The organism is Flavobacterium movens (assembly GCF_039581425.1).
Classification (GTDB): domain Bacteria; phylum Bacteroidota; class Bacteroidia; order Flavobacteriales; family Flavobacteriaceae; genus Flavobacterium; species Flavobacterium luteolum.
In genome coordinates this window covers 1-24,293 of the sequence record NZ_JBCPXY010000008.1, presented here as the reverse complement: position 1 = coordinate 24,293, position 24,293 = coordinate 1, and the positions used below count along the sequence as shown (strand labels likewise).

The following is a 24,293-nucleotide window of genomic DNA, read 5'->3' as shown; positions in this document are numbered from 1 at the left end:
CTTACATCTGCTCTAACAACACAACGAAAAAGGTAATAATAAAAAGGTTATATGTCTGAAGAGAGAGTAATAAGAATAAACAAGGTTTTAAGGGAATTAAATATTTCGTTAGAAAGAGCTGTAGATTATCTGAAAGATAAGGGAATTGCTATTGATGCAAATCCAAATGCAAAAATTTCTGACAGTGAATTTAATATCCTTCAAAGCCAATTTGCGGGCGATAAGGGGAACAAGGAGGCTTCTAAAGAGGTTGGAGAAGAAAAAAGAAAGGAAAAAGAAGCATTGCGTGTAGAGCGTGAAAAAGAAATTGAAGACAAACGCAGACAAGAAGAAGAGCGTCAAAAACAGCAAGAAATAATTAAAGCAAGAGCAGTTGTTTCTGGTCCTGTACAAGTTGGTAAAATTGACTTGAATCCAAAAAAACCTGCGATTACTCCTTCTGAGGAAACAGCTAAGGTTGAAGAGCCAAAAGTTGTTGCTGCGCCTGTGCAGCCAGAAAAACTTGTTCAGAATGAAACAGTGAAATCTGAACCAGTTGTTTCAACTCCTGTTTCTGAAACAAAAAAAGAAGAACCTATTATTACTGAGAAAAAAGAAGTTAAAGCAGAATCTAAAGTTGCTCAGGAGCCAATCGTGTCTACTGATCCGACAACTTCAGAGGAAACTATTACTACTCAATATCAAAAGCTTACAGGAACAACTCTTACAGGGCAGACAATTGATTTATCTCAATTTAATAAGCCTAAGAAAAAGAAAGAAGATCCTAAAGCGGCTCAGAATAAACCTGGGACTCCTGGAGTTGGGAATAATAACAACGCAAATAAAAATAAGCGTAAAAGAATTGGTCCAAAGCCGGGTACATCTGGTGCGCCAAAGCCTGCTACAGGTAATGCGCCTGGTACTCCAAATCAAAATAAGCCGGGTCAAAATAACAATGGTGGAGGTTTTAATGCTAATAGAAGCCAAAGACCAGGTTTTGTAAAAGGAAACCGTCCTGCAATTGTAGCTAAAGTTGAGCCTACAGAAGAAGAAGTAAAAAACCAAATTAGAGAAACTCTTGAAAAACTTCAAGGTAAAGGAGGAAAATCTAAAGCGGCAAAATATAGAAGAGATAAAAGAGAAACGCACCGTCAGAAATCTGATGATGAGCAAAGAGCGCTTGATGAAGGAAGTAAAACAATCAAAGTTACTGAGTTTGTTACTGTAGGTGAAATTGCAATTATGATGGATGTGCCGATTACTAAAGTAATTGGAACTTGTATGTCTCTTGGAATCATGGTTACCATGAACCAGCGTCTAGATGCTGAAACATTAACTATTGTAGCAGATGAATTTGGTTACGATGTTGAATTTATTACAGTTGATATTGAAGAAGCAATAGAAGTTGTAGAAGATAGAGAAGAAGATTTAGTAACAAGAGCGCCGATTGTGACAGTAATGGGTCACGTTGACCACGGTAAAACATCTTTACTGGATTATATCCGTAAAGAAAATGTAATTGCTGGTGAGTCAGGAGGTATTACACAGCACATTGGAGCGTATGGAGTTACTTTAGATAATGGTCAAAAAATCGCATTCTTAGATACTCCAGGTCACGAGGCGTTTACTGCGATGCGTGCACGTGGAGCTCAGGTTACCGATATAGCTATCATCGTAGTGGCGGCAGATGATGATATCATGCCACAAACAAAGGAGGCGATTTCTCATGCACAAGCTGCGGGAGTGCCAATTATATTTGCAATCAATAAAATTGATAAACCAAACGCGAATGTTGATAAAATTAAAGAGCGTTTGGCTGGTATGAATTTACTTGTTGAAGATTGGGGTGGAAAAATTCAGTCACATGATATTTCTGCAAAAGTTGGAACAGGAGTAAAAGAATTATTGGAGAAAGTTTTATTGGAAGCTGAAATTTTAGATCTAAAAGCAAATCCAAATAAAGCGGCTCAAGGAACTGTTGTTGAGGCTTATTTAGATAAAGGAAAAGGATATGTGTCTACTATCTTAGTACAACAAGGTACTTTGAAAATTGGAGATTATATGCTTGCTGGTAAGCATCATGGTAAAGTTAAAGCAATGCATGATGAAAGAGGGCATACGGTATTAAGTGCTGGTCCTTCAACTCCTGTGTCTGTTTTAGGTTTGGATGGAGCAGCAACTGCAGGTGATAAGTTTAACGTTTTTGAAGATGAGAAAGAAGCAAAACAAATTGCATCTAAACGTTCTCAATTAATGCGCGAACAATCTGTACGTACTCAAAGACATATTACGCTTGATGAAATTGGACGTCGTATCGCTCTTGGCCAGTTTAAAGAATTGAATGTTATTCTTAAAGGAGACGTTGATGGATCTGTTGAAGCATTATCAGATTCGTTCTCTAAACTTTCAACAGAAGAAGTTCAAATCAATATCATTCATAAAGGTGTTGGAGCAATTACAGAAACCGATGTTAACTTGGCTTCTGCATCAGATGCAATCATTATCGGATTTAATGTTCGTCCTGCTGGAAATGCTAGACAGCTTGCTGATAAAGAAGAAATCGACATTCGTTACTATTCTATCATTTATGCTGCTATCGATGACTTGAAAGATGCGATGGAAGGAATGTTGGCACCAGAAATGAAAGAAGAAGTTTTAGGAACAGCTGAAATTCGTGAGATTTTCAAAATTTCTAAAGTTGGATCAATTGCCGGCTGTATGGTGACTGATGGTAAAATCTTGAGAGCTGCTAAAATTAGAGTTATTAGAGATGGAGTTGTAGTTCATACAGGTGAGCTAGTTGCTTTAAAACGTTTTAAAGACGACGTGAAAGAAGTAACTAAAGGTTATGATTGTGGTATACAGATAAAAGGATTTAATGATATTGAAATTAATGATGTTATTGAGTCTTACCATGAAGTAGCAATCAAAAAGAAATTGAAATAAGATTCAATTAATATATTTAAAAGTCTCAATGTGAATTGGGACTTTTTTTTGTGTTTATAAATTTGAGTTGTGATGCTTTAGAATGTTTTGAGGCAAGTGTGTATTTTTAGTTTGTATGAATTTTGGTAAGTTGAATAAAAATTAACGTAATATGAAAAATAGACTCTACTGGATAATTGTGTTTATTTGCTTTTCTGCTTTGTTTTTTGCTCAAGAAGTTATAGAAAAAAGCAGTTTCGCCTGCTGGTAATACCTTAACAAAGGATTATTGCGGAGAAGAGGTTTTAGGTGCTTTTATTAATGGTGTGATTGCTGTAACGGATCAGAAAAGATTTAAAAGCTACAAATAAAATGGAAAAAGTTGTTGTTAGGGGAGAGGTAATAGGTGTTTGTCCTAAAAAAGGATACTGGGTAAATATAAAGGCGGCAGACGGAGCGTCTTTCTTTGTTAAATGAAGGGTTATTCGTTTTTTGTTCCTATAGCATTAAAGGTTAGAAATTTTGTTTTAGGGGCTGGTACAGAACGAAAAATAACATCTGTTGAAGAGTTGAAGCGTTATGCAAAAGATGCTAAAAAATAAAGCAGGAATAAATGCTGTTAAAACCCCTAGAGAAGAAAATCGTTTTTTGGCAAGCGGAATTAAAGTTATAGATTAGGTTAGGAGGTTGTAGTGTAAAGTTTTTGGAATTCTTGAAATCTATAGCAGATTGATCTTTGTTTGATATGTGGAGATGTGGTATTTTAAAGGCAATAAAAAAGCGAGAAGTAAATCTCGCTTTTTTTGTTTTTCTACGTTTTACTTTCCGGGCTTAAGTAGGAAAACGCTTTTGTATCTTTTTTTAATTTCTGCCAAATTTCTCTCGGCTTCTATTCTGGTTTTAAAATTTCCAACAATTACTTTGTAATTAGGTGTGCTGAAAATAATCGTTCCGTCAATATTTGAATTTTCTCTTTTAAAATCAGATAACGTTTTTTTTGCCTCGTCGCTTTTACCGCTAAATATTTGAATCCTATAAGTGTCGTTTGTATTTATTGACGTGTTAATTTTGCGTTTCTCATTAAGTAACTGCTCAAATTTAGGGTCTTGGTTCAATGTTAAATTTTGGTCTTGAGCATTAATATTGTGTGCGAAAGCAATCGTTGTAATTGTTAATAAAAGGTTTTTTGAAGGACTTAAAATTCTCATAATGTGATGGTTTTTATGCAAAAATACTATTTAAAGTTTGAGTGTGAAATTTTAATATTATTTAGAATTGATATAAATTGATAATTAAGACTATTTTAAGGTTTTGAGAATAGTTCATAAGTCGTATTTTTGTGCAAGTTTTAAAAGAGGGTATAGGTTTTTACTGGATTTAGTACAGAAAAAATCATACCAAAAATTAGTAGACAATTATTTATACTATATGAAAAAGGTGGGTAACCATAATTCGATCTCAAGAAAATTGCTGTTTGGCTTATCGCTAACGTTAATTTTCTCCCTAACTTCATTTGCTCAAGATGCTGCTGCTCCGGCGGCGCCTGAGGCTGCTGCGGCTGCTCCAGCTGCAGGAGGAGGTGATCCAGTAAAAGGGAAGGAACTTTTTAATGCAAATTGCGCTGCATGTCACAAATTAGATGCTAAATCAACTGGTCCTGCTTTAAGGGGAGTTGCTTCTAAGCATGATATGGCTTGGATTTACAAGTGGGTGCATAACAGTTCTGACATGATTAAGTCAGGTGATGCTGTTGCTGTTAAACTTTTTGAGGAAAATAACAAAGCTGTTATGACTTCGTTTCCTCAATTGTCTGAAGGAGATATTGATAATATTATAGCTTACACTTCTGAGCCTAAGGCTGAACCAGCTGCGGCTGCGGGAGGTGCTGCAACTCCTCCTGGTACAAGTGTTCAGGACGGTGCTATTTCAAATAACATTATTTTAGGAGCTCTTGCTCTTGTAATGGCTATTTTAGTTGTGATGTTGTTTATGGTAAACAAGGTTTTAACTAAAGTTGCAAATAAAAATGGTATTGAGGTTGCTCCAAAAGAAGCAAGACTTCCAATCTGGAAAGTTTTCGCTAAAAATCAATTCTTGGTTTTAGTAACTGCAATTTTCTTGCTTTTAGCTAGTGGTTATTTTGTTTATGGGTACTTAATGCAAGTAGGTGTAGATCAAAATTATGAGCCAATTCAGCCAATTCACTACTCTCACAAAATTCACGCTGGTGATAATGAAATCAATTGTAAGTATTGCCATTCTGCTGCTCGTGTAAGTAAAACAGCTGGTATTCCTTCTTTAAATGTTTGTATGAACTGTCATAAAAACATTTCAGAGGTTGCAGAATCAACTGCTACTCCAGAGTACAGCAAAGCTTTCTACGATGCTCAGATTCAAAAATTATATGATGCTGTTGGATGGGATAAGACGAAACAAGCTTATACTGGAAAAACACAGCCTGTAAAATGGGTTCGTATTCACAACTTGCCTGACTTTGTTTACTTCAACCACTCTCAACACGTTTCTGTTGCAGGTATTGAATGTCAAACTTGTCACGGACCAGTGCAAGAATTTGAAATCATGAAGCAGTACTCTAAATTAACAATGGGATGGTGTGTTGATTGCCATAGAAAAACTGATGTTAAGATGGAAGGTAACGCTTACTATGACAAAATTCATGCTGAACTTTCTAAAAAATACGGTGTAGAAAAATTAACTGCAGCGCAAATGGGAGGTTTAGAGTGTGGTAAATGCCACTATTAATCGATTTATTAAGATTTTAATATATATATACAATGTCATCAAACAAAAAATACTGGAAAAGTGTTGAAGAGCTAGAAAATAGCTCTATTGTTGAGGCGCTTAGAAATAACGAATTTGTTGAAGAGATTCCTACTGATGAGTTTTTAGGTAATGCAGAAGCTTTAGCTACATCAGGAACTTCACGTCGTGACTTTTTAAAGTACGTAGGGTTTAGTACAGCGGCTGTAACATTAGCTGCTTGCGAAGGTCCTGTTCACAAGTCTATCCCTTATGTATTACAACCAGAACAAATCATTCCTGGTGTTGCAGATTATTATGCAACTACAGTTTTTGATGGATTTGATTTTGCTAATCTTTTGGTGAAAACTCGTGAGGGTCGTCCAATTAAAATTGAAAACAATACAATTGCAGGAGCTAAGTTTTCTGCAAATGCTAGAATTCATGCCTCTATCTTAGGTTTGTATGATAGTACTCGTTTAAAAGAGCCAAAAGTAGATGGTCAAAATTCTTCTTGGACAGCTGTTGATTTGAAAATCAAATCTAGTTTAGCAGATGCAAAAGCTAAAGGCGGACAAGTAGTGTTATTAACTAATACTTTAGCAAGTCCATCTACAGAAAAATTAATTGCTGAGTTTATTGCAAAAAATCCAAACGCTAAGCACGTTGTATATGATGCAGTTTCATCATCTGAGGCTTTAGATGCTTTTGAATCTGTTTATGGTCAAAGAGCTTTAGTTGATTACGATTTTTCAAAAGCTTCTTTAATTGTATCTGTTGGAGCTGATTTCTTAGGAGATTGGCAAGGTGGAGGATATGATACTGGATATGCACAAGGACGTATTCCTCAAAACGGAAAAATGTCTCGTCACTTTCAGTTTGAGTCAAACATGACATTATCTGGAGCTGCTGCTGATAAGCGTGTTCCAATGACTGTAGCTGCTCAAAAGCAAGCTTTAGTTCAAATTTATAATATTGTTGTAGGTGCTTCTGTTCCTGTAGCTTTAGAAGGAAACTTTAAAGCTGAAGTAGTAAAAGCTGCACAACAGCTTAAAGCTGCTGGTTCAAAAGGAGTTTTAGTATCTGGAATTGAAGATAAAAATGCTCAATTATTAGTTTTGGCTATCAATCAAGTATTGGCTAGTGAAGCTTTTAGTACTGCTGGAGCTAGACAAATTAGAAAAGGTTCTAATGCTGTAGTTGCACAGTTAATTAAAGATTTGAATGCAGGCAGTGTTCATACTTTAATTATGAGTGGAGTTAATCCTGTTTACACTTTAGCTGATTCAGCTTCTTTTGTATCTGGATTGAAAAAAGTTAAAACGTCTGTTGCTTTTTCATTAAAAGAAGACGAAACTGCATCAATTGTTTCAATTGCTGCGCCAGCTCCTCACTACTTAGAATCATGGGGAGATCTTGAACTTACAAGCGGAACATATAGCTTAACTCAGCCTACAATCCGTCCTATTTTCAATACAAAACAATTTCAAGATGTTTTATTGTCAGTAAACGGTGCTGCTGGTACTTATTATGACTACTTAAAAGCAAATTCTGGAGCTTATACTGCAGGTGCTTCTTGGAATAAAGTATTACATGATGGTGTAGCTGTTCTTGGATCTACAGCATTATCTGGAGGCGCTATTGATGCTGCTACAGCTGCAAATGCTGTTGCAAAATCTAAATCTGCTGGTGAGTTTGAATTGGTATTATATACTAAAACAGGACTAGGAGATGGACAACACGCTAACAACCCTTGGTTACAAGAGTTTCCAGATCCAATTACAAGAGTTTCATGGGATAACTACGTTACAGTTTCTAATGCAGATGCTAAAAAACTTGGTTTATCAAACGAAATTGTTGCAAATGGAGGTTTGAACGGTAGTTATGCTACAATTACTGTTGATGGAGCTAAATTGGAGAATGTTCCAGTTATCGTTCAGCCAGGTCAAGCAGTTGGAACTATCGGTCTTGCTCTTGGTTATGGACGTAAAGCGGCTCTAAAAGAAGAAATGCAAGTAGGTTTAAATGCTTACGCTTTATATAAAGGTTTCAATAATGTTCAATCAGTATCTATTGCTAAAGCTGGTGGTGTTCATGAGTTTGCTTGTGTTCAAGGTCAGAAAACTTTAATGGGTAGAGGAGATATTATTAAAGAAACTACTTTAGAAATATTCAATACTAAAGATGCTGAACATTGGAATGAAAAACCAATGGTATCTTTAGATCACCAAGAAGTTGAGGCTACTACTGTAGATCTTTGGGAATCATTCGATCGTACAACAGGGCACCACTTCAATCTTTCAATTGACTTAAATGCTTGTACTGGATGTGGGGCTTGTGTTATTGCTTGTCACGCAGAAAACAACGTTCCAGTTGTTGGTAAAGCAGAGGTAAGAAGAAGCCGTGATATGCACTGGTTGCGTATCGATAGATATTATTCTTCTGAAAGCACTTTTGAAGGTGATAACGAAAGAAAAGAGGGAATCGCTGGTTTATCTAGTTCATTATCTACATTTAATGAAATGGAAAAAGCTGGAGATAATCCACAAGTTGCATTCCAACCTGTAATGTGTCAACACTGTAACCACGCACCTTGTGAAACAGTTTGTCCTGTTGCTGCAACTTCTCACGGTCGTGAAGGTCAAAACCATATGGCTTACAACAGATGTGTTGGTACTCGTTACTGTGCAAACAACTGTCCATATAAAGTACGTCGTTTTAACTGGTTCTTATACAACAAAAACAGCGAGTTCGATTATCATATGAACGATGATTTAGGCCGTATGGTGTTAAATCCTGACGTTAACGTACGTTCTCGTGGTGTTATGGAGAAATGTTCTATGTGTATCCAAATGACACAAGCAACTAAATTGAAAGCTAAAAACGAAGGCCGTCCAGTTAGAGATGGTGAATTCCAAACAGCTTGTTCTAGTGCTTGTTCTTCAGGAGCGATGATATTTGGTGATGTAAATGATAAAGAAAGTAAAGTTGCTAAATTAGCGGCTGACGAAAGATCATACCACTTATTAGAGCATGTAGGTACAAAACCTAATGTGGTTTACCATGTTAAAGTTAGAAATACTTAGTAAAATTATTAATTAAGAAACAATATAAAGGATTATGTCGTCTCACTACGAAGCACCCATTAGAAAACCTTTAGTTATAGGTGATAAATCTTATCACGATGTAACTGTAGATGTAGCAGCACCTGTTGAGGGACCTGCAAACAAGCAATGGTGGATTGTATTTTCAATCGCATTAATAGCCTTCCTTTGGGGGTTAGGTTGTATAATTTACACCGTATCTACCGGTATCGGAACATGGGGATTAAATAAAACAGTTGGCTGGGCTTGGGATATTACTAACTTCGTTTGGTGGGTTGGTATTGGTCACGCCGGAACATTAATTTCTGCGGTATTATTACTTTTCCGTCAACGTTGGAGAATGGCCATCAACCGTTCTGCTGAAGCAATGACTATTTTCTCAGTAGTACAAGCGGGTCTTTTCCCAATTATTCACATGGGACGTCCATGGTTAGCATACTGGGTATTACCTATTCCAAACCAATTTGGATCTTTATGGGTAAACTTTAACTCACCTTTACTTTGGGACGTATTCGCGATTTCAACGTATCTTTCAGTATCATTAGTTTTCTGGTGGACTGGTTTGTTACCTGACTTTGCAATGCTTCGTGATAGAGCTATTACTCCTTTTAACAAAAGAGTTTATTCTATCTTAAGTTTTGGATGGAGCGGTAGAGCAAAAGACTGGCAGCGTTTTGAAGAAGTATCTTTAGTATTAGCTGGTTTAGCTACTCCACTTGTACTTTCTGTACACACGATTGTATCTATGGACTTTGCTACTTCTGTAATTCCTGGATGGCATACAACAATTTTCCCTCCATACTTCGTTGCTGGAGCGGTTTTCTCTGGATTCGCGATGGTAAACACATTGTTGATTGTTATGAGAAAAGTATCTAACCTTGAGGCATACATCACATTACAGCATATCGAGTTAATGAACATCATTATCATGATTACTGGATCTATTGTAGGTGTAGCTTACATCACTGAGTTATTCGTAGCTTGGTATTCAGGTGTAGAATATGAACAATATGCATTCTTAAACAGAGCTACTGGACCTTACTGGTGGGCATATTGGTCAATGATGACATGTAACGTGTTCTCTCCTCAGTTTATGTGGTTCAAAAAATTAAGAACTAGTATCATGTTCTCATTCATTATTTCGATTGTAGTAAACATTGGTATGTGGTTTGAAAGATTCGTAATTATTGTTACTTCTTTACATAGAGATTACCTTCCATCTTCTTGGACAATGTTTTCACCAACATTTGTTGATATTGGAATTTTCATTGGAACAATTGGTTTCTTCTTCGTATTGTTTTTATTATACTCTAGAACATTCCCTGTAATTGCTCAGGCAGAGGTTAAAACAATTTTGAAAGGAACAGGAGATAATTACATTAGAGAAAGAGCAAACAGTAAAGATTCACATCATGAGTAATAAAGTTATATACGCCATTTATAATGACGATGACGTTTTGATGAGTGCAGTAAAGAAAACTAGAGCTGCTCATCATCATATTGAAGAGGTTTTTACTCCATTCCCGGTTCACGGATTGGATAAAGCCATGGGATTAGCACCAACAAGATTAGCAATATGTGCTTTTTTATATGGATGTGTTGGTATTTCTGTTGCAACAACTATGATGGGGTACATCATGATTCATGACTGGCCACAGGATATTGGAGGTAAGCCAAGTTTTAGCTTCATCCAAAATATGCCTTCTTTTGTGCCAATTATGTTTGAGATGACTGTGTTCTTTGCAGCTCACTTAATGGTAATTACTTTTTATATGAGAAGTAGATTATGGCCTTTTAAAGAAGCTGAAAATCCAGATGTAAGAACAACTGATGACCACTTTTTAATGGAGGTTGCTGTAAATGATAACGAAGCTGAATTGGTTTCTTTCTTTGAAGGAACTGGAGCTGTGGAAGTTAAAGTAATAGAAAAGAATTAATTGTAGCTATGAAAAGGATATATAAAATAACACTTTTAGTTGGTATAACTATTTTAGTTTCATCTTGCCACAATAATTCGGCACCGAACTATCAGTATTTCCCAAATATGTATGAGTCTGTTGCTTACGAGCCATATTCAGAAGCAAAAATATTTAAGGGAGGAAAAGAAGGACAGCTTCCTGTTGCAGGAACTATCAATAGAGGTTTTGAACCTTATGAATATGAAAATTCAACTGCTGGTTATGAATTAGCAAAAGCTAATTTAAAATCACCTTTGACAGAAGAAGAGAGAAACTCTGGAAAAGGGAAAGAACTTTTCGAAATTTATTGTATTAGCTGCCATGGTGCTGCTGGTAACGGTAAAGGTAAATTGGTTGAAAGAGAGAAATTTCTTGGAGTACCTAGCTATAAAGACAGAGAGATCACTGAAGGAAGTATCTTTCATGTTGAGACTTATGGTTTAAATGCAATGGGTTCACATGCAAATCAATTAAGTGCTCACGAACGTTGGTTAGTTGCTGACTATGTTCTGAAACTAAAAAGCCAATTATAATTGTTGAACAAACTGATCGTAATAGATATGTATACATTTTCAAGTAAATTAAAAACTTTTTCTATCATCTTAATGGCTGTTGGTCTATTAGGAATTGGGTATGGTTTTTTAAGTGCACCAAAAGATATTCAAGAAGTTGAAAAAATACTTGCGGCAGATGAACATGGTTCTCATGGCGCTGCGCATGAAGAAAAAGCGGAGGCATCTCATAAAGAGGCTGGTCATCATGAGGCTGCTGAAGTTGCACATGACTCTCACAAAGGAGCTGAGCATGCAGAAGTTTCTGGTGCAAATGAGCACGAAAAACATTTAGAACACGTATTGCACCAATTGCAAAATAAGCCTTGGTCTGCTGTATATGTAGCTTGTATTTTCTTTTTACTGCTTTCAATGGGAGTTTTAGCTTTCTATGCTATTCAACAAGTTGCGCAAGCAGGTTGGTCTCCAGTTTTGTTTAGAGTTATGCAAGGTATAACTGCTTATTTACCAGCTGGTTCTGTAATCTTCTTTATACTTTTAGTATTATGTGGATTACATTTTAATCACATCTTCGTATGGTTAGGAGAAGGCGTAACTGATCCTAAAAGCCCGAATTATGATGCCATCATTGCTGGGAAATCTGGATATTTAAACTTTCCTTTCTGGATTGCTAGAGCTTTTATCTTTTTATTAGGATGGAATATCTACCGTCATTTTTCTAGAAAAAACTGTTTGGCACAAGATGAAGCTAATGACGATCTTTACTACAAAAAGAACTTCAAAGCATCTGCAGGATTCTTAGTATTCTTTATCGTTTCTGAGTCTATTATGTCTTGGGATTGGATTATGTCTTTTGATCCACACTGGTTCAGTACTTTATTTGGATGGTATGTATTTGCTTCTTTCTTTGTAAGCGGTATTACATCTATTGCATTAGTAACAATTTATTTAAAATCAAAAGGATATTTAGAGTATGTAAATACAAGTCATATCCATGATTTGGCTAAGTTCATGTTTGGTATTAGTGTATTCTGGACTTATTTATGGTTCTCTCAATTTATGTTGATTTGGTACGCTAACATTCCAGAAGAGGTAACTTATTTTGTGACAAGAATTCAATTATATAACCTTCCTTTCTTTGGAGCGGTTGTTATGAACTTTGTTTTCCCATTATTAATATTAATCAATACTGACTTCAAACGTCTTAACTGGGTTGTTGTTATGGCTGGTATTGTAATATTATTAGGTCATTATGTTGATTTCTTTAATATGATTATGCCTGGTACTGTAGGAGACAAATGGTTTATTGGAGTTCCTGAAATTGCATCGATTCTTTTCTTCTTAGGTCTATTTATATTTGTTGTATTTACTGCATTAACTAAATCTCCTTTGCTTGCAAAAAGAAATCCTTTCATTGAAGAAAGTAAACATTTTCATTATTAATATTTAAAGAAGTAAACAGATGACAAGTTTGTTGGTAATTATAGTTTTAGTTTTATTAGCAGTTGCACTATGGCAATTGACGAAGATATTTGATCTTACTCAGGTAGGAACTTCTTCGGATGATTCACAAGTTGCATCTGATAATGATAATAATATTCAGGGATATATTATGTTTGGCTTTTTGGCTTTCATTTATATATTTACTATTTATGGTTTACTAAAATGGGGTAATTTGGCACTTCATACTCCTGCTTCTGAGCACGGACTTTTAGTAGATAATTTAATGAATATTACTTGGGTTTTAATCTTTATAGTTCAAGTTATTACACAAGGTTTGCTTTATTGGTTTTCTTTTAAAAATAGAGGGAATAAAGATAAAAAAGCATTGTTTTTTGCAGATAGTAATAAATTAGAAGCAATCTGGAGTATCATTCCGTCTGTTGTTTTAGCTTGTTTAATTCTTTATGGATTATATGCTTGGAATAACATTATGTTCGTTGATAAAGATGAAGATGTAATCGAAATTGAATTATATGCTCAACAGTTTAAATGGACAGCAAGATACGCTGGGCAAGATAATGTATTAGGAAAAGCAAACGTACGTTTAATTGAAGGAGTAAATACATTAGGAGTTGATATGTCAGATCCAAATGCTCAAGATGATATCGTTGTTTCAGAATTGCATATTCCTAAAGGTAAAAAAGTTCACTTTAAAATGCGTTCTCAGGATGTATTGCACTCTGCTTACTTTCCTCACTTTAGAGCACAAATGAACTGTGTTCCTGGTATGGTTACTGAATTTGCTTTCGTTCCAACTTATACAACTTCAGAGTACAGAGAGTTACCATTTATGGTAGAGAAAGTAGCGCACATCAATAAACTTAGAGCTGAAAAAAGTGCTGAGTTAGTTGCAAAAGGAGGTACAGCTTTAGATCCTTATACATTTGATTATTTATTATTATGTAATAAAATCTGTGGAGCTTCTCACTATAACATGCAGATGAAAGTTGTAGTTGATACACCAGAGGATTACAAAAAATGGTTAAGTGAAAAAACTACTTTAGCTCAGGATATTAAAGCTGCAAAAGCTGCTGAAAAACCAGCTGAAGGAGCTGCACCAACTACAGATACTGCTGCAAAAGTAATTGACACTGTTAAAACTGTTGTTGATACTGTTAAAGCGGCTGTAGCTAAAGTTGCGATGAAATAATATTATTAAGAAAATTTAAAGTACAAATATATGTCAGCAGAAGCGCACGGTCACGATCACGGACACGATCACGAGCACGAACATCATCATAAAGACACGTTCATTACTAAATATATTTTTAGTATTGATCACAAAATGATTGCTAAACAATACTTGATTACTGGTATTGTTATGGGAGTAATTGGGATTGCAATGTCCTTGCTTTTTAGAATGCAATTAGCGTGGCCAGAAGAGTCTTTCAAAATATTTAATGTTTTATTAGGAGATAAATTTGCACCTGATGGTGTAATGGCAAATGATATTTATCTGGCTTTAGTTACAATTCACGGTACCATCATGGTATTCTTTGTACTGACGGCAGGTTTAAGTGGAACGTTTAGTAACTTATTGATTCCGCTTCAAATTGGAGCACGAGATATGGCATCTGGATTTATGAATATGATTTCATACTGGTTGTTTTTCTTATCTGCAGTTGTAATGTTATGTTCATTATTTGTTGAGGCTGGACCAGCATCTGCAGGATGGACGATTTACCCTCCTTTAAGTGCATTGCCGCAAGCAATTCCAGGATCAGGAACAGGTATGACATTATGGTTAGTGTCTATGGCGATTTTTATCGCATCTTCTTTGATGGGATCTTTAAATTACATTGTTACTGTACTTAACTTAAGAACTAAAGGAATGTCTATGACTAGACTTCCTCTTACAATCTGGACATTTTTTGTAACAGCTATCATTGGTGTTATTTCGTTTCCAGTTTTATTATCTGCAGCGTTACTATTGATTTTTGATAGAAGTTTTGGTACTTCATTCTTCTTATCTGATATCTATATTGCAGGAGAGGTTTTACACTACCAAGGAGGTTCTCCAGTATTGTTTGAGCACTTATTCTGGTTCTTAGGTCACCCTGAGGTTTACATCGTAATCTTACCAGCGATGGGTCTTGTTTCAGAAATTATGGCTACAAATGCTCGTAAACCAATTTTTGGTTATAGAGCGATGATTATGTCAGTTCTTGCAATTGCATTTTTATCTACAATTGTTTGGGGTCACCACATGTTTATTTCAGGTATGAATCCTTTCTTAGGATCTGTATTTACTTTTACAACTTTATTGATTGCAATTCCGTCTGCTGTAAAAGCATTCAACTGGATTACAACTTTATGGAAAGGTAACTTACAATTTAACCCTGCAATGTTATTCTCTATCGGAATGGTTTCTACTTTCATCACTGGAGGTTTAACAGGGATCATTTTAGGAGATAGTACTCTAGATATTAACGTTCACGATACATACTTTGTAATTGCTCACTTTCACTTAGTAATGGGTATCTCTGCACTTTACGGAATGTTTGCTGGTATTTACCACTGGTTCCCTAAAATGTACGGAAGAATGTTAAATAAAAACTTAGGTTATATCCACTTCTGGGTAACTGCGGTTTGTGCTTATGGGGTTTTCTTCCCAATGCACTTTATCGGATTAGCTGGTTTACCAAGACGTTACTATACAAATACTAACTTCCCATTATTTGATGATTTGCAAAATGTGAATGTTTTAATTACAACATTTGCTCTTGTAGGAGGTGCATTCCAGTTAGTATTCTTATATAACTTCTTTAGCAGTATTTTCTACGGTAAAAAAGCAGTTCAAAATCCTTGGAAATCTACAACTTTAGAGTGGACAACTCCAGTTGAGCATATCCACGGAAACTGGCCAGGAGAAATTCCTCACGTATATCGTTGGCCGTATGACTATAGTAACCCAAATCACGATGTAGATTTTGTTCCTCAAAATGTACCAATGAAAGAAGGTGAAGAAGTTTTACACCACTAAAAAATAATCAAAGGCTGTCAGAAATGACAGCCTTTTTTGTATAGTTAAAGTTTTAATCGTTCAGTTTTGCTATTTTACAAACTGATTAGTTTCCATATCTTTGTAGGATGAATGAAAATCTAGATCCTACTACTAAAGGATATAACTCAGAAGAGTTAGATCTTGAGAAAAGATTGCGTCCGCTGTCATTTGATGATTTTGCTGGGCAAGATCAAGTTTTGGAAAATTTAAAAGTCTTTGTTGCCGCAGCCAATCAGCGTGGCGAAGCACTTGATCATGCACTTTTCCATGGTCCTCCAGGTCTAGGGAAAACTACTTTAGCAAATATCTTAGCAAATGAATTGGAGGTAGGTATTAAAATTACTTCTGGTCCAGTATTAGATAAGCCGGGTGATTTGGCTGGTTTGCTAACAAACTTAGACGAGAGAGATGTTTTGTTTATTGATGAGATTCATCGTTTGAGTCCAGTTGTTGAAGAGTATTTGTATTCAGCGATGGAAGATTTCAAGATTGATATTATGATTGAATCGGGGCCAAATGCTAGAACAGTTCAAATCAATTTAAATCCTTTTACTTTGATCGGAGCAACAACACGATCAGGATTACTGACCGCCCCAATGCGTGCCCGTTTCGGAATATCTTCGCGTTTACAATATTATACCACTGAACTTTTAACTACAATTGTTGAGAGAAGTGCTTCCATATTAAAAACACCAATTGATCTGGAAGCAGCGATTGAAATTGCTGGCAGAAGCCGTGGAACTCCTCGTATTGCAAATGCATTATTAAGACGTGTTCGTGATTTTGCCCAAATTAAAGGTAATGGAAGAATTGATATAGAAATTTCAAAATATGCCTTAAAAGCACTTAATGTAGATGCTCATGGTTTGGATGAAATGGATAATAAAATATTACTGACCATTATCAATAAATTTAAGGGAGGTCCAGTTGGACTTTCAACTTTGGCGACAGCTGTAAGTGAAAGTAGTGAAACTATAGAAGAAGTATATGAACCATTTTTGATTCAGGAAGGATTTATTATGAGAACACCTCGAGGTAGAGAAGTTACCGATAAGGCTTATAAACATCTTGGCAAAGTAAACATAAATAATCAAGGAGAGTTGTTTTAATACTGATAGAAATGTCTATAGGTAAAAAATATAATTATCCGCTAAAACTCTCTATTTTTAGATTTTTTGTTGATGCCGAAGGTGTTCGTAGAAACCCGATTCCGTATCATAGAAAGTATTTTGAAAGGTTAGGAGATTCTTTTTCTATAAGAATTGGAAAAAGTAGACACATTATTTTATCTAGAGATAATGATGTTGCTCAATATATACTACAGAAGAACCATAAGAACTATCATAAATCGAAGTTTCAGTCTGTTTATTTATCTAAATATTTGGGCAAAGGCCTGCTAACTGTTGATGGCGAATTTTGGCTAAAACAAAGAAGACTTATTCAGCCCGCATTTCATAAGCAAAAAATGAATCAGCTAGTTGAAAATATGAAGATTACGATTGTTTCTGAGCTGGAAGGTATAGTACTGAATAAGAAAGTCGATCTTTTTCCAGTAATGAGCGAATTAGCTTTTAATGTTGTCGCAAAATCATTATTTCAATTTTCTATTGAAGAGGAAAAGTTAGATAGGATAAAATATATTATTGAAGCAGTTCAGAATTTTCTAATTAAAGAAATTAGATTGCCACATAAAGGATGGTGGTTTTCTATTAGTGGCCAAGTAAAAAAACATCTTCAATTGGCTGAAGAAAATAATAGAATCATTAGAGGAATTATTGAAGAAAGAGTTGCTTCGAAGAATGAAGTAAACGATTTGCTTAACATGCTATTAGAAACTCGTTACGAAGATACTGGCGAAGGAATGTCAATCGAGCAGTTAATCGACGAAATAAAAATTCTATTTATTGCGGGACATGAGACAACCGCCAATGCTTTGACTTTTACATTACAATTATTAGGGAATCATGCCGATGTACAGCAAAAAGTTTTTGAAGAAATTCTTAAAGTTGAATCAGAAAGCGATGATGTCGTAGAACAGCTTCAGAAGATGACTTATATAAATGCGGTTTTGAACGAATCGATGCGTTTATATCCGCCGGCTTGGATTACAGATAGGCAAAATGTAGAAGACGATTCTTTAGGCAGGTTTAATATAAAAAAAGATACTTTAATTGGTGTTTCTTTTTATGAGTTGCATCGAAATCCGAAATATTGGGAAGAGCCTGATCAGTTCAATCCAGATCGTTTTTTAGGAGAGCAAAAAAAGCATTCCATGCAATATTTTTACCCATTTGGAGCAGGACCAAGAATGTGTATTGGTGCTGGTTTTGCCATATATGAAATGTGTTTGGCGATTTCTTATATTGTTAAAAAATTTAAAGTTGTTTCAGTAGGAAATACGGTCAATTTTAATCCGTTAATTACTTTGAAACCTGTTGGTATTGAAATTGTTTTTTCTGAAAGATGATGATTAATGCTAAAGAAAAATATTCGAAATTTATAAAAGAGGAAGCCAAAAGACTTGGTTTTCTTTCTTGCGGTATTTCTAAAGCAGGTTTTTTAGAACAAGAAGCACCTCGTCTTGAAAATTGGTTAAAGAACAATCATAATGGTCAGATGGCTTATATGGAAAACCATTTTGATAAACGACTAGATCCAACTTTATTAGTAGATGATGGTAAAAGTGTTGTATCGCTTTTATTAAATTATTATCCAGATTCTACGCAAAACAGCGAAAGTTTTAAAATTTCTAAATACGCATATGGGCAAGATTATCATTTTGTAATTAAAGATAAATTAAAAGAGTTTCTCCATTCTATTCAAGAAAATATCGGTGAAGTTTCTGGACGTGCTTTTGTCGATTCAGCGCCTGTTTTAGATAAAGCCTGGGCAGCGAAAAGCGGGTTGGGCTGGATTGGAAAAAATAGTAATTTGATTACTCAAAAAGTTGGCTCTTTTTACTTTATTGCCGAACTTATCATTGATTTAGAACTAGAATATGATCATGCTGTTACAGATCATTGCGGTTCTTGTACTGCCTGTATTGATGCCTGTCCCACACAGGCAATTGTAGCTCCCTATATTGTTGATGGGAGTAAATGCATTTCTTATTACACTATCGAACTAAAAGAAAATCTTCCAGAAGAAATGAAAGGAAAATTTGATGAATGGATGTTTGGCTGTGATACCTGCCAAGATGTTTGTCCATGGAATCGATTTTCTAAACCACACTCAGAGCCTTTGTTTAATCCTAATCCAAACTTACTTTCCTTTACCAAAAAAGACTGGTTAGAGATTACAGAGGAAACTTTCCGTACAGTTTTTAAAAATTCCCCAATCAAAAGAACAAAATTCGACGGCTTAAAACGTAATATTAATTTTTTAAAATAGAAATATTGTGTCTGGAGTATTTAATGTAATTATCTTGTTTTTAGATGGTTATAATTTTGTATGTAAATAAAAACTTATTTTTAATAGTTATGGTTTCTTACAATTTTATCAGTATTTTTTGTAAGAATTAGATTTATTCGTAAAATTTTAAGATTTTTTTACTACTTCATAATCAAATTGTTACAATTTTAGCATATTTAGCGAGTTGAACATTTGTTAAAAATTGTTGTTTAACGACTTTATATGCATTTTGTCGGTATAATGATGCTCGATTTCATTCCGCGATATACTTTCGCGCTTTCCAAATCTACTTAATTTAAAACCAGAGAGACTTTTATAGTCTTTATTTTACTATATGGCAATGGTCTGCATAATGTCTTTTTTATGTCTTAGTCTTGAAAAAACTGTTTTAAGTTTTTTTAAATCCATTTTATATTTTTTCACGTATCTCACCAATATGCTAAAAATGATCATCCGTTTTTTAGCATCCAAAATTTCTGTTCCACAAACACAAGTCGTCTATGCGTAACTTTACTTTTTGTAAGTCTGGATTTTTCAGGCTAATTCTTTTTATTTTATTTGCCACATTACCAATAGTTTCATTTGCACAAGTATGTGGAACTCCTGGAGTTGATGGCCCCGTTGCAGTATCAAGTTCTGTGAATACTTACTATCCGATTACAGGGAATATTACTTTAAATGCAGGAGCACAATCTATTCTGTTGGCAGGAGTGCCTGCAACAGATCAATATTCGAATAATTTTGGTATAACTCCAATTTCTGCTGGAGACTTGATTTTAATTATTCAAATGCAAGATGCAACGATAAATTATACAAATACAACTAGTTATGGTTCTGGTGCGACAAATAGTGGCCCAGATTATATTGGAGGAACTGGATTTACATCTCTTGGCAACACTGGGGTTTTTGAATATGTAATTGCAACAAATAATGTACCCTTGACGGGAGGAAATTTAACGTTTAAAGGTACTGGTAGCAATAATGGTGTTTTGAATAGTTTTTATAATGCCAATGCTACGACAACACGAGGAAAGAGAACATTTCAAGTAGTGAGAGTACCTCAATACTCTAATTTAACCCTTACAGCCAATATTACTACACCACCGTTTAATGGAGTTGCCGGTGGTATTATTGCTTTTAATGTTTCTGGAACATTCAATTTTAATGGTTTTAGTATTGATGGTAGTGCTAGAGGGTTTCGAGGAGGATATAGTCCAAAAGCAAATTCGGGTATTAACGATTCTAAAACTTATGTTGATGATTCTTCAAAAAGTAATGTTTCTGGAAAAGGAGAAGGAATAGCTGGTACTCCTAAATATATGTGGGATGGCTTTAATCAGGTAGCAAATACAGTGGAAGGAATGCCAGGAGGTTCTTCGGGAAGGGGTGCTCCTGCCAATGCAGGAGGAGGAGGTAATGATCACAACACTGGTGGCGGTGGCGGTGGTAATGGCGGATTTGGTGGTCTGGGAGGAGCTGGCTGGCAAGGAGGAGGAGGAGATCTCATTTCTAATAATCTTACAGGAGCAGGAAGACCAGGATCAAAATCGTATTCTACAATTGAAAAATTTCCTAGGCTTATTATGGGCGGAGGTGGAGGTGCAGGAGATGCTAATGATGCCTCTACTGGAGTAAAAGGTGGTGTTGGAGGGGCAATTATTCTTATTAATGCCGGGAACGTTTTAGGAAACGGTACTATTTATGCCAATGGAGGAAAAGGAGCACCAGGAACTTATGCTAATTCACCAGATGGTGCAGGAGGAGGAGGAGCTGGTGGAACAGTTTTATTGAATGTATCTAATAATAGTACAGCGAATATAAAAATAGAAGCAAATGGTGGTGCTGGAGGAAATACTGAAAATGACGATAACAATGAACATGGACCAGGTGGAGGTGGAGGTGGTGGAATTATCTGCCATAATGTTTCAAGTACAGTAACCATTACGACTAGTGTACTTGGTGGCGCGGCAGGTAAATCTAATGCGGGAAAAGGAATCAATCATGGTGCTGTAGCTGGAACAGTTGGCTATGTATCAACTTTCACAGTTGCAGATGTACCGCCAAATCTTCAAGTTAATGCAAATTGTTTCCCAGTTCTTGAGACAAAAGCAAAAACATTATCTACTATTGCCGTTTGTAATGCTATTGATGAAAAAGTTTCTTATGAAATTGAAATAAAAAATACTGGAGCAGGAAATGCTGCTGGGGTGATGTTGGATTTTAGTTTTCCACCAGGTATCGAATTTGATTCAGCTACGGCAATTTATTCTACTGGAACTTCGGGTCCAGCTGGAACTTTAGCTAATTCGGCTACAGCTACGGCTAATAATCCTGTTTTTGGAGGATTTAACATTGCACAAAATGGTATTGTTACCATAACTTTAGTTGGAAAAGTGGCAGCTTCTATAGCGGAAGGAATTTATAGTGCAAATGCACAAGCATTATATCTTGACCCAACACGTACAACAGCCAATTCCAATAGAAGAATAACGGCATTTGCAAATGCTTATGGTAGTGCAAATAAAACGTATGAAGGTACAGGCCAATCAAATGTTCCAGGTGTAAATTTTAATGGAACAAGCACTGACGTTGATGATATTTCAATTTTAGCTTTGCCTGCAGCTCCAACGGTGAGTGTAACTCAAACAACTTGCGAATCTCCAACCGGTAAAATAACAGTTAATACGCCTGCAAATGGCTCTGGGATAAGTTATACTTTAACGGGAACAAATCCTGTTTCTGCTTCAGTTAGTAGCACAACTGGTATTTTTTCCGGATTAGTACCAGGCACTTATTCTATAACCACAACAAATGCACAGGGATGTACTTCTGCTGCAAATGCAGGTATTGTCATTAATGCAGTTGCTGGTGCACCAACAGTTACTGGAGTAGCAATTTGTCAAAATGGCTCAGGGTTTTTAACAGCTACTTCTCCATGTGGATCTATAAGCAGTACAGGGGCAAAAATTGCAAGTACAGGTGTTAATGCAGGTTCGGGTATTGATTGGACAAATCCAGGCAATATTATTTCTAATAATTCTGTCAATGCGACTGTAACGGTAAATAGTGGAGGAGATACTACAGTCGCAACTAAATATCTTCAAGGAACAAATTTTAAATTTGATATTCCTTCAAACGCTACAATTACAGGAATTCAAGTAGGAATTAATAGTTTTAGCAGTGTTGGAAACAGTAGCTCTGTGTATGTGAAGGATAATGTTGTTAGTTTAGTAAAAGGAGGAGTAATTACAGACGTAAATAAAAGTAAAACAGCTAATTGGAATACTAGCGCTACTGCATTGACCAATTATGGTGGAACAGCAGATTTGTGGGGAACCTCTTGGACTCCTGCAGATATTATTGCATCAAATTTTGGAGTGGTTTTATCTGCAAATATTACAAGAACAAAGGGCAATGATATAACAGCCTCTGTTGACTACATTCAAATTACGGTAACCTATACTATCGGAGGAATAGAATGGTATACTACAGCAACTGGAGGAACATCCATTTATACGGGATCTTCTTTTAATCCGGTGGGAGTTACAGATTCTGGATTGACAAATACTGCCACAGCAGGATCGAAAACGTATTATGCCGCTTGTTCTGGTAATTCAAACTGTAGAGCTGCAGTTAATTTTGTTATTAATGCAAAACCAACAATAACGGGAAGCACTCCAGCTTCACGATGTGGTACAGGAGAAGTAACTTTAGGCGCTACAGCATCAGCAGGAACTATTAACTGGTATGCAGCTTCTACAGGAGGTTCATCATTGGGAACAGGAGAAAGTTTTACGACGCCAAGTTTATCAACATCAACGTCTTATTATGTTGAAGCAACAGAAAATGGTTGTTCTACACCAACAAGAACAGAAGTTGTTGCAACAATAAATACAGTACCAACAATAAATTCAACAACAGAAGGTTCAATATGTGGCTCTGGATCAGTGAAATTAACTGCAGCTGCGTCAAATGGAGCGACTATTAATTGGTATGCAGATCCTACAAGTTCGAAAGTATTAGAAACAGGAACCACTTTTAATACTCCAAATTTAACAGCTACTACAACTTACTATGTTGGAGCAGTAACATCGTTAGGTTGTACGTCAACGTCTAGAATTGCTGTTGCAGCTGTTGTAAATAATGCTTCTACTATTGTATTTACAAGTGGTACTCAAAATCCAACAGTTTGTTCTGGAGCATCAGTTCCTAGTGCAGTATATACTTTTGGTGGAAGTGCTACAAATGCTACAGTATCTAGCTTGCCTACAGGATTATCTGCTGCGGTTGACACTAATGCAAAAACAGTTACAATTTCTGGAAACCCTACAACAGCAGGTACTTATATCATTACTACAGTTGGTCATACTTCGCCTTGTCTAGAAGCTACAATTCAAGGAAAGGTTACTTTAACTCCAAATGTAACAATTGCACCATTTTCACCTGCATCGTCTTCTCGTTGCCAAGGAGTTGAAACAATAACAAGAACTACAACAGCAACTAATTCTACAGGGATCACGTATAATCTTGATTCTGCAAGTATTGCGGGTGGTAATACAATAAATTCGACTACTGGCGCGGTAACTTATGCTGCTGAATGGTCTGGAACAACTATAATTACAGCGAGTGCTGCAGGATGTAATGGCCCTGCCACTACAACGCATACAGTTACTGTAAAAGCATTACCAACAGCAACTATATCAGGAAATTTAACAGCATGTTTAACAACAACATTAACAGCAAATTCAAACGCAAGCTCTGCAACTTACGTTTGGTATAGAGATGACGTTATAATATCTGGCCAAGTGAATAAAACATTGACTGTTACTCAAGATGGCGGATATAAGGTAAAAATTACAAATACATCAACAGGTTGCGAACAGACTTCGGCTGTTTCAACAGTAAAAGTTAGTGACACCCAAAAACCTTCAATCACATGCCCATCGGCAGTTTCAGTTTCTGCAGACGCGAATTCATGTACTGCTACCGGAGTTGCTTTGGGGACTCCAACGGTATCGGACAACTGCACGGGAACTGTAACGGTGACGAATGATGCTCCGCCAAGTTTCCCAATCGGAAACACGACAGTAACTTGGACAGCAAAAGATGCGGCAGGAAATACGCAGACCTGCACTCA

The 24,293-nt window shown here is 35.9% G+C and carries 15 protein-coding genes; 14 read left to right on the top strand and 1 reads right to left on the bottom strand.

Translation table 11 applies throughout. The features are described 5' to 3' along the window. Window positions 1-51 precede the first annotated feature (51 nt). Together infB and AAYQ05_RS21855 are read left to right on the top strand one after the other, a co-directional pair. Window positions 52-2,925: a translation initiation factor IF-2 gene (gene infB, locus AAYQ05_RS15030; RefSeq protein ID WP_343544259.1), complete on the top strand. Its 2,874-nt coding sequence runs from the start codon at window positions 52-54 to the stop codon at window positions 2,923-2,925. A 452-nt stretch (window positions 2,926-3,377) separates the two neighbouring features. Then, the gene (locus AAYQ05_RS21855) at window positions 3,378-3,506 is read left to right on the top strand and encodes a DUF4920 domain-containing protein (protein ID WP_445709717.1); all 129 of its coding nucleotides are present in this window, start codon (window positions 3,378-3,380) and stop codon (window positions 3,504-3,506) included. Window positions 3,507-3,722: 216 nt separating this feature from the next. Here AAYQ05_RS21855 and AAYQ05_RS15025 read toward each other — a convergent pair whose 3' ends face one another. Then, on the bottom strand, window positions 3,723-4,112 hold the full coding sequence (locus AAYQ05_RS15025; RefSeq protein WP_281631144.1) for an SPOR domain-containing protein: 390 nt from the start codon (window positions 4,110-4,112) through the stop codon (window positions 3,723-3,725). Window positions 4,113-4,332: 220 nt separating this feature from the next. On the opposite strand from AAYQ05_RS15025, the gene AAYQ05_RS15020 reads away from it, so the two are divergent. The 12 genes from AAYQ05_RS15020 to AAYQ05_RS14965 form a co-directional block, all read left to right on the top strand. Further along, complete coding sequence (locus AAYQ05_RS15020; RefSeq protein WP_343544258.1) at window positions 4,333-5,667, top strand: cytochrome c3 family protein; 1,335 nt, start codon at window positions 4,333-4,335, stop codon at window positions 5,665-5,667. Window positions 5,668-5,699: 32 nt separating this feature from the next. Continuing rightward, the gene (locus AAYQ05_RS15015) at window positions 5,700-8,750 is read left to right on the top strand and encodes a TAT-variant-translocated molybdopterin oxidoreductase (RefSeq protein WP_343544257.1); all 3,051 of its coding nucleotides are present in this window, start codon (window positions 5,700-5,702) and stop codon (window positions 8,748-8,750) included. Window positions 8,751-8,784: 34 nt separating this feature from the next. Beyond that, window positions 8,785-10,188, top strand: a complete 1,404-nt coding sequence (gene nrfD / locus AAYQ05_RS15010; RefSeq protein ID WP_008466839.1) for an NrfD/PsrC family molybdoenzyme membrane anchor subunit — start codon at window positions 8,785-8,787, stop codon at window positions 10,186-10,188. Beyond that, on the top strand, window positions 10,181-10,705 hold the full coding sequence (locus tag AAYQ05_RS15005) for a DUF3341 domain-containing protein (RefSeq protein ID WP_111379238.1): 525 nt from the start codon (window positions 10,181-10,183) through the stop codon (window positions 10,703-10,705). Before nrfD ends, AAYQ05_RS15005 begins: the two co-directional genes overlap by 8 nt. Window positions 10,706-10,713: 8 nt before the next feature. After that, window positions 10,714-11,259, top strand: a complete 546-nt coding sequence (locus AAYQ05_RS15000; protein WP_177210955.1) for a c-type cytochrome — start codon at window positions 10,714-10,716, stop codon at window positions 11,257-11,259. Window positions 11,260-11,286: 27 nt separating this feature from the next. Further along, entirely contained in the window at window positions 11,287-12,681 is a 1,395-nt protein-coding gene (locus AAYQ05_RS14995) for a quinol:cytochrome C oxidoreductase (protein ID WP_343544256.1), read from the top strand. A 19-nt stretch (window positions 12,682-12,700) separates the two neighbouring features. Next, complete coding sequence (locus AAYQ05_RS14990) at window positions 12,701-13,891, top strand: cytochrome c oxidase subunit II (RefSeq protein WP_281631146.1); 1,191 nt, start codon at window positions 12,701-12,703, stop codon at window positions 13,889-13,891. A 30-nt stretch (window positions 13,892-13,921) separates the two neighbouring features. Continuing rightward, window positions 13,922-15,724, top strand: a complete 1,803-nt coding sequence (locus AAYQ05_RS14985; RefSeq protein WP_111368034.1) for a cytochrome c oxidase subunit I — start codon at window positions 13,922-13,924, stop codon at window positions 15,722-15,724. A gap of 107 nt (window positions 15,725-15,831) precedes the next feature. Continuing rightward, window positions 15,832-16,854: a Holliday junction branch migration DNA helicase RuvB gene (gene ruvB / locus AAYQ05_RS14980; protein ID WP_343544255.1), complete on the top strand. Its 1,023-nt coding sequence runs from the start codon at window positions 15,832-15,834 to the stop codon at window positions 16,852-16,854. An 11-nt stretch (window positions 16,855-16,865) separates the two neighbouring features. Then, a complete protein-coding gene (locus AAYQ05_RS14975; RefSeq protein ID WP_343544254.1) occupies window positions 16,866-18,212 on the top strand; it encodes a cytochrome P450 in 1,347 nt (448 codons plus the stop codon). After that, window positions 18,212-19,135 (top strand): tRNA epoxyqueuosine(34) reductase QueG, encoded by a 924-nt coding sequence (gene queG / locus AAYQ05_RS14970; protein ID WP_343544411.1) that lies wholly within the window; start codon window positions 18,212-18,214, stop codon window positions 19,133-19,135. Before AAYQ05_RS14975 ends, queG begins: the two co-directional genes overlap by 1 nt. A 521-nt stretch (window positions 19,136-19,656) precedes the next feature. After that, window positions 19,657-24,293: beta strand repeat-containing protein (locus AAYQ05_RS14965; RefSeq protein WP_343544253.1), on the top strand; the 4,637-nt coding region annotated here is incomplete at its 3' end.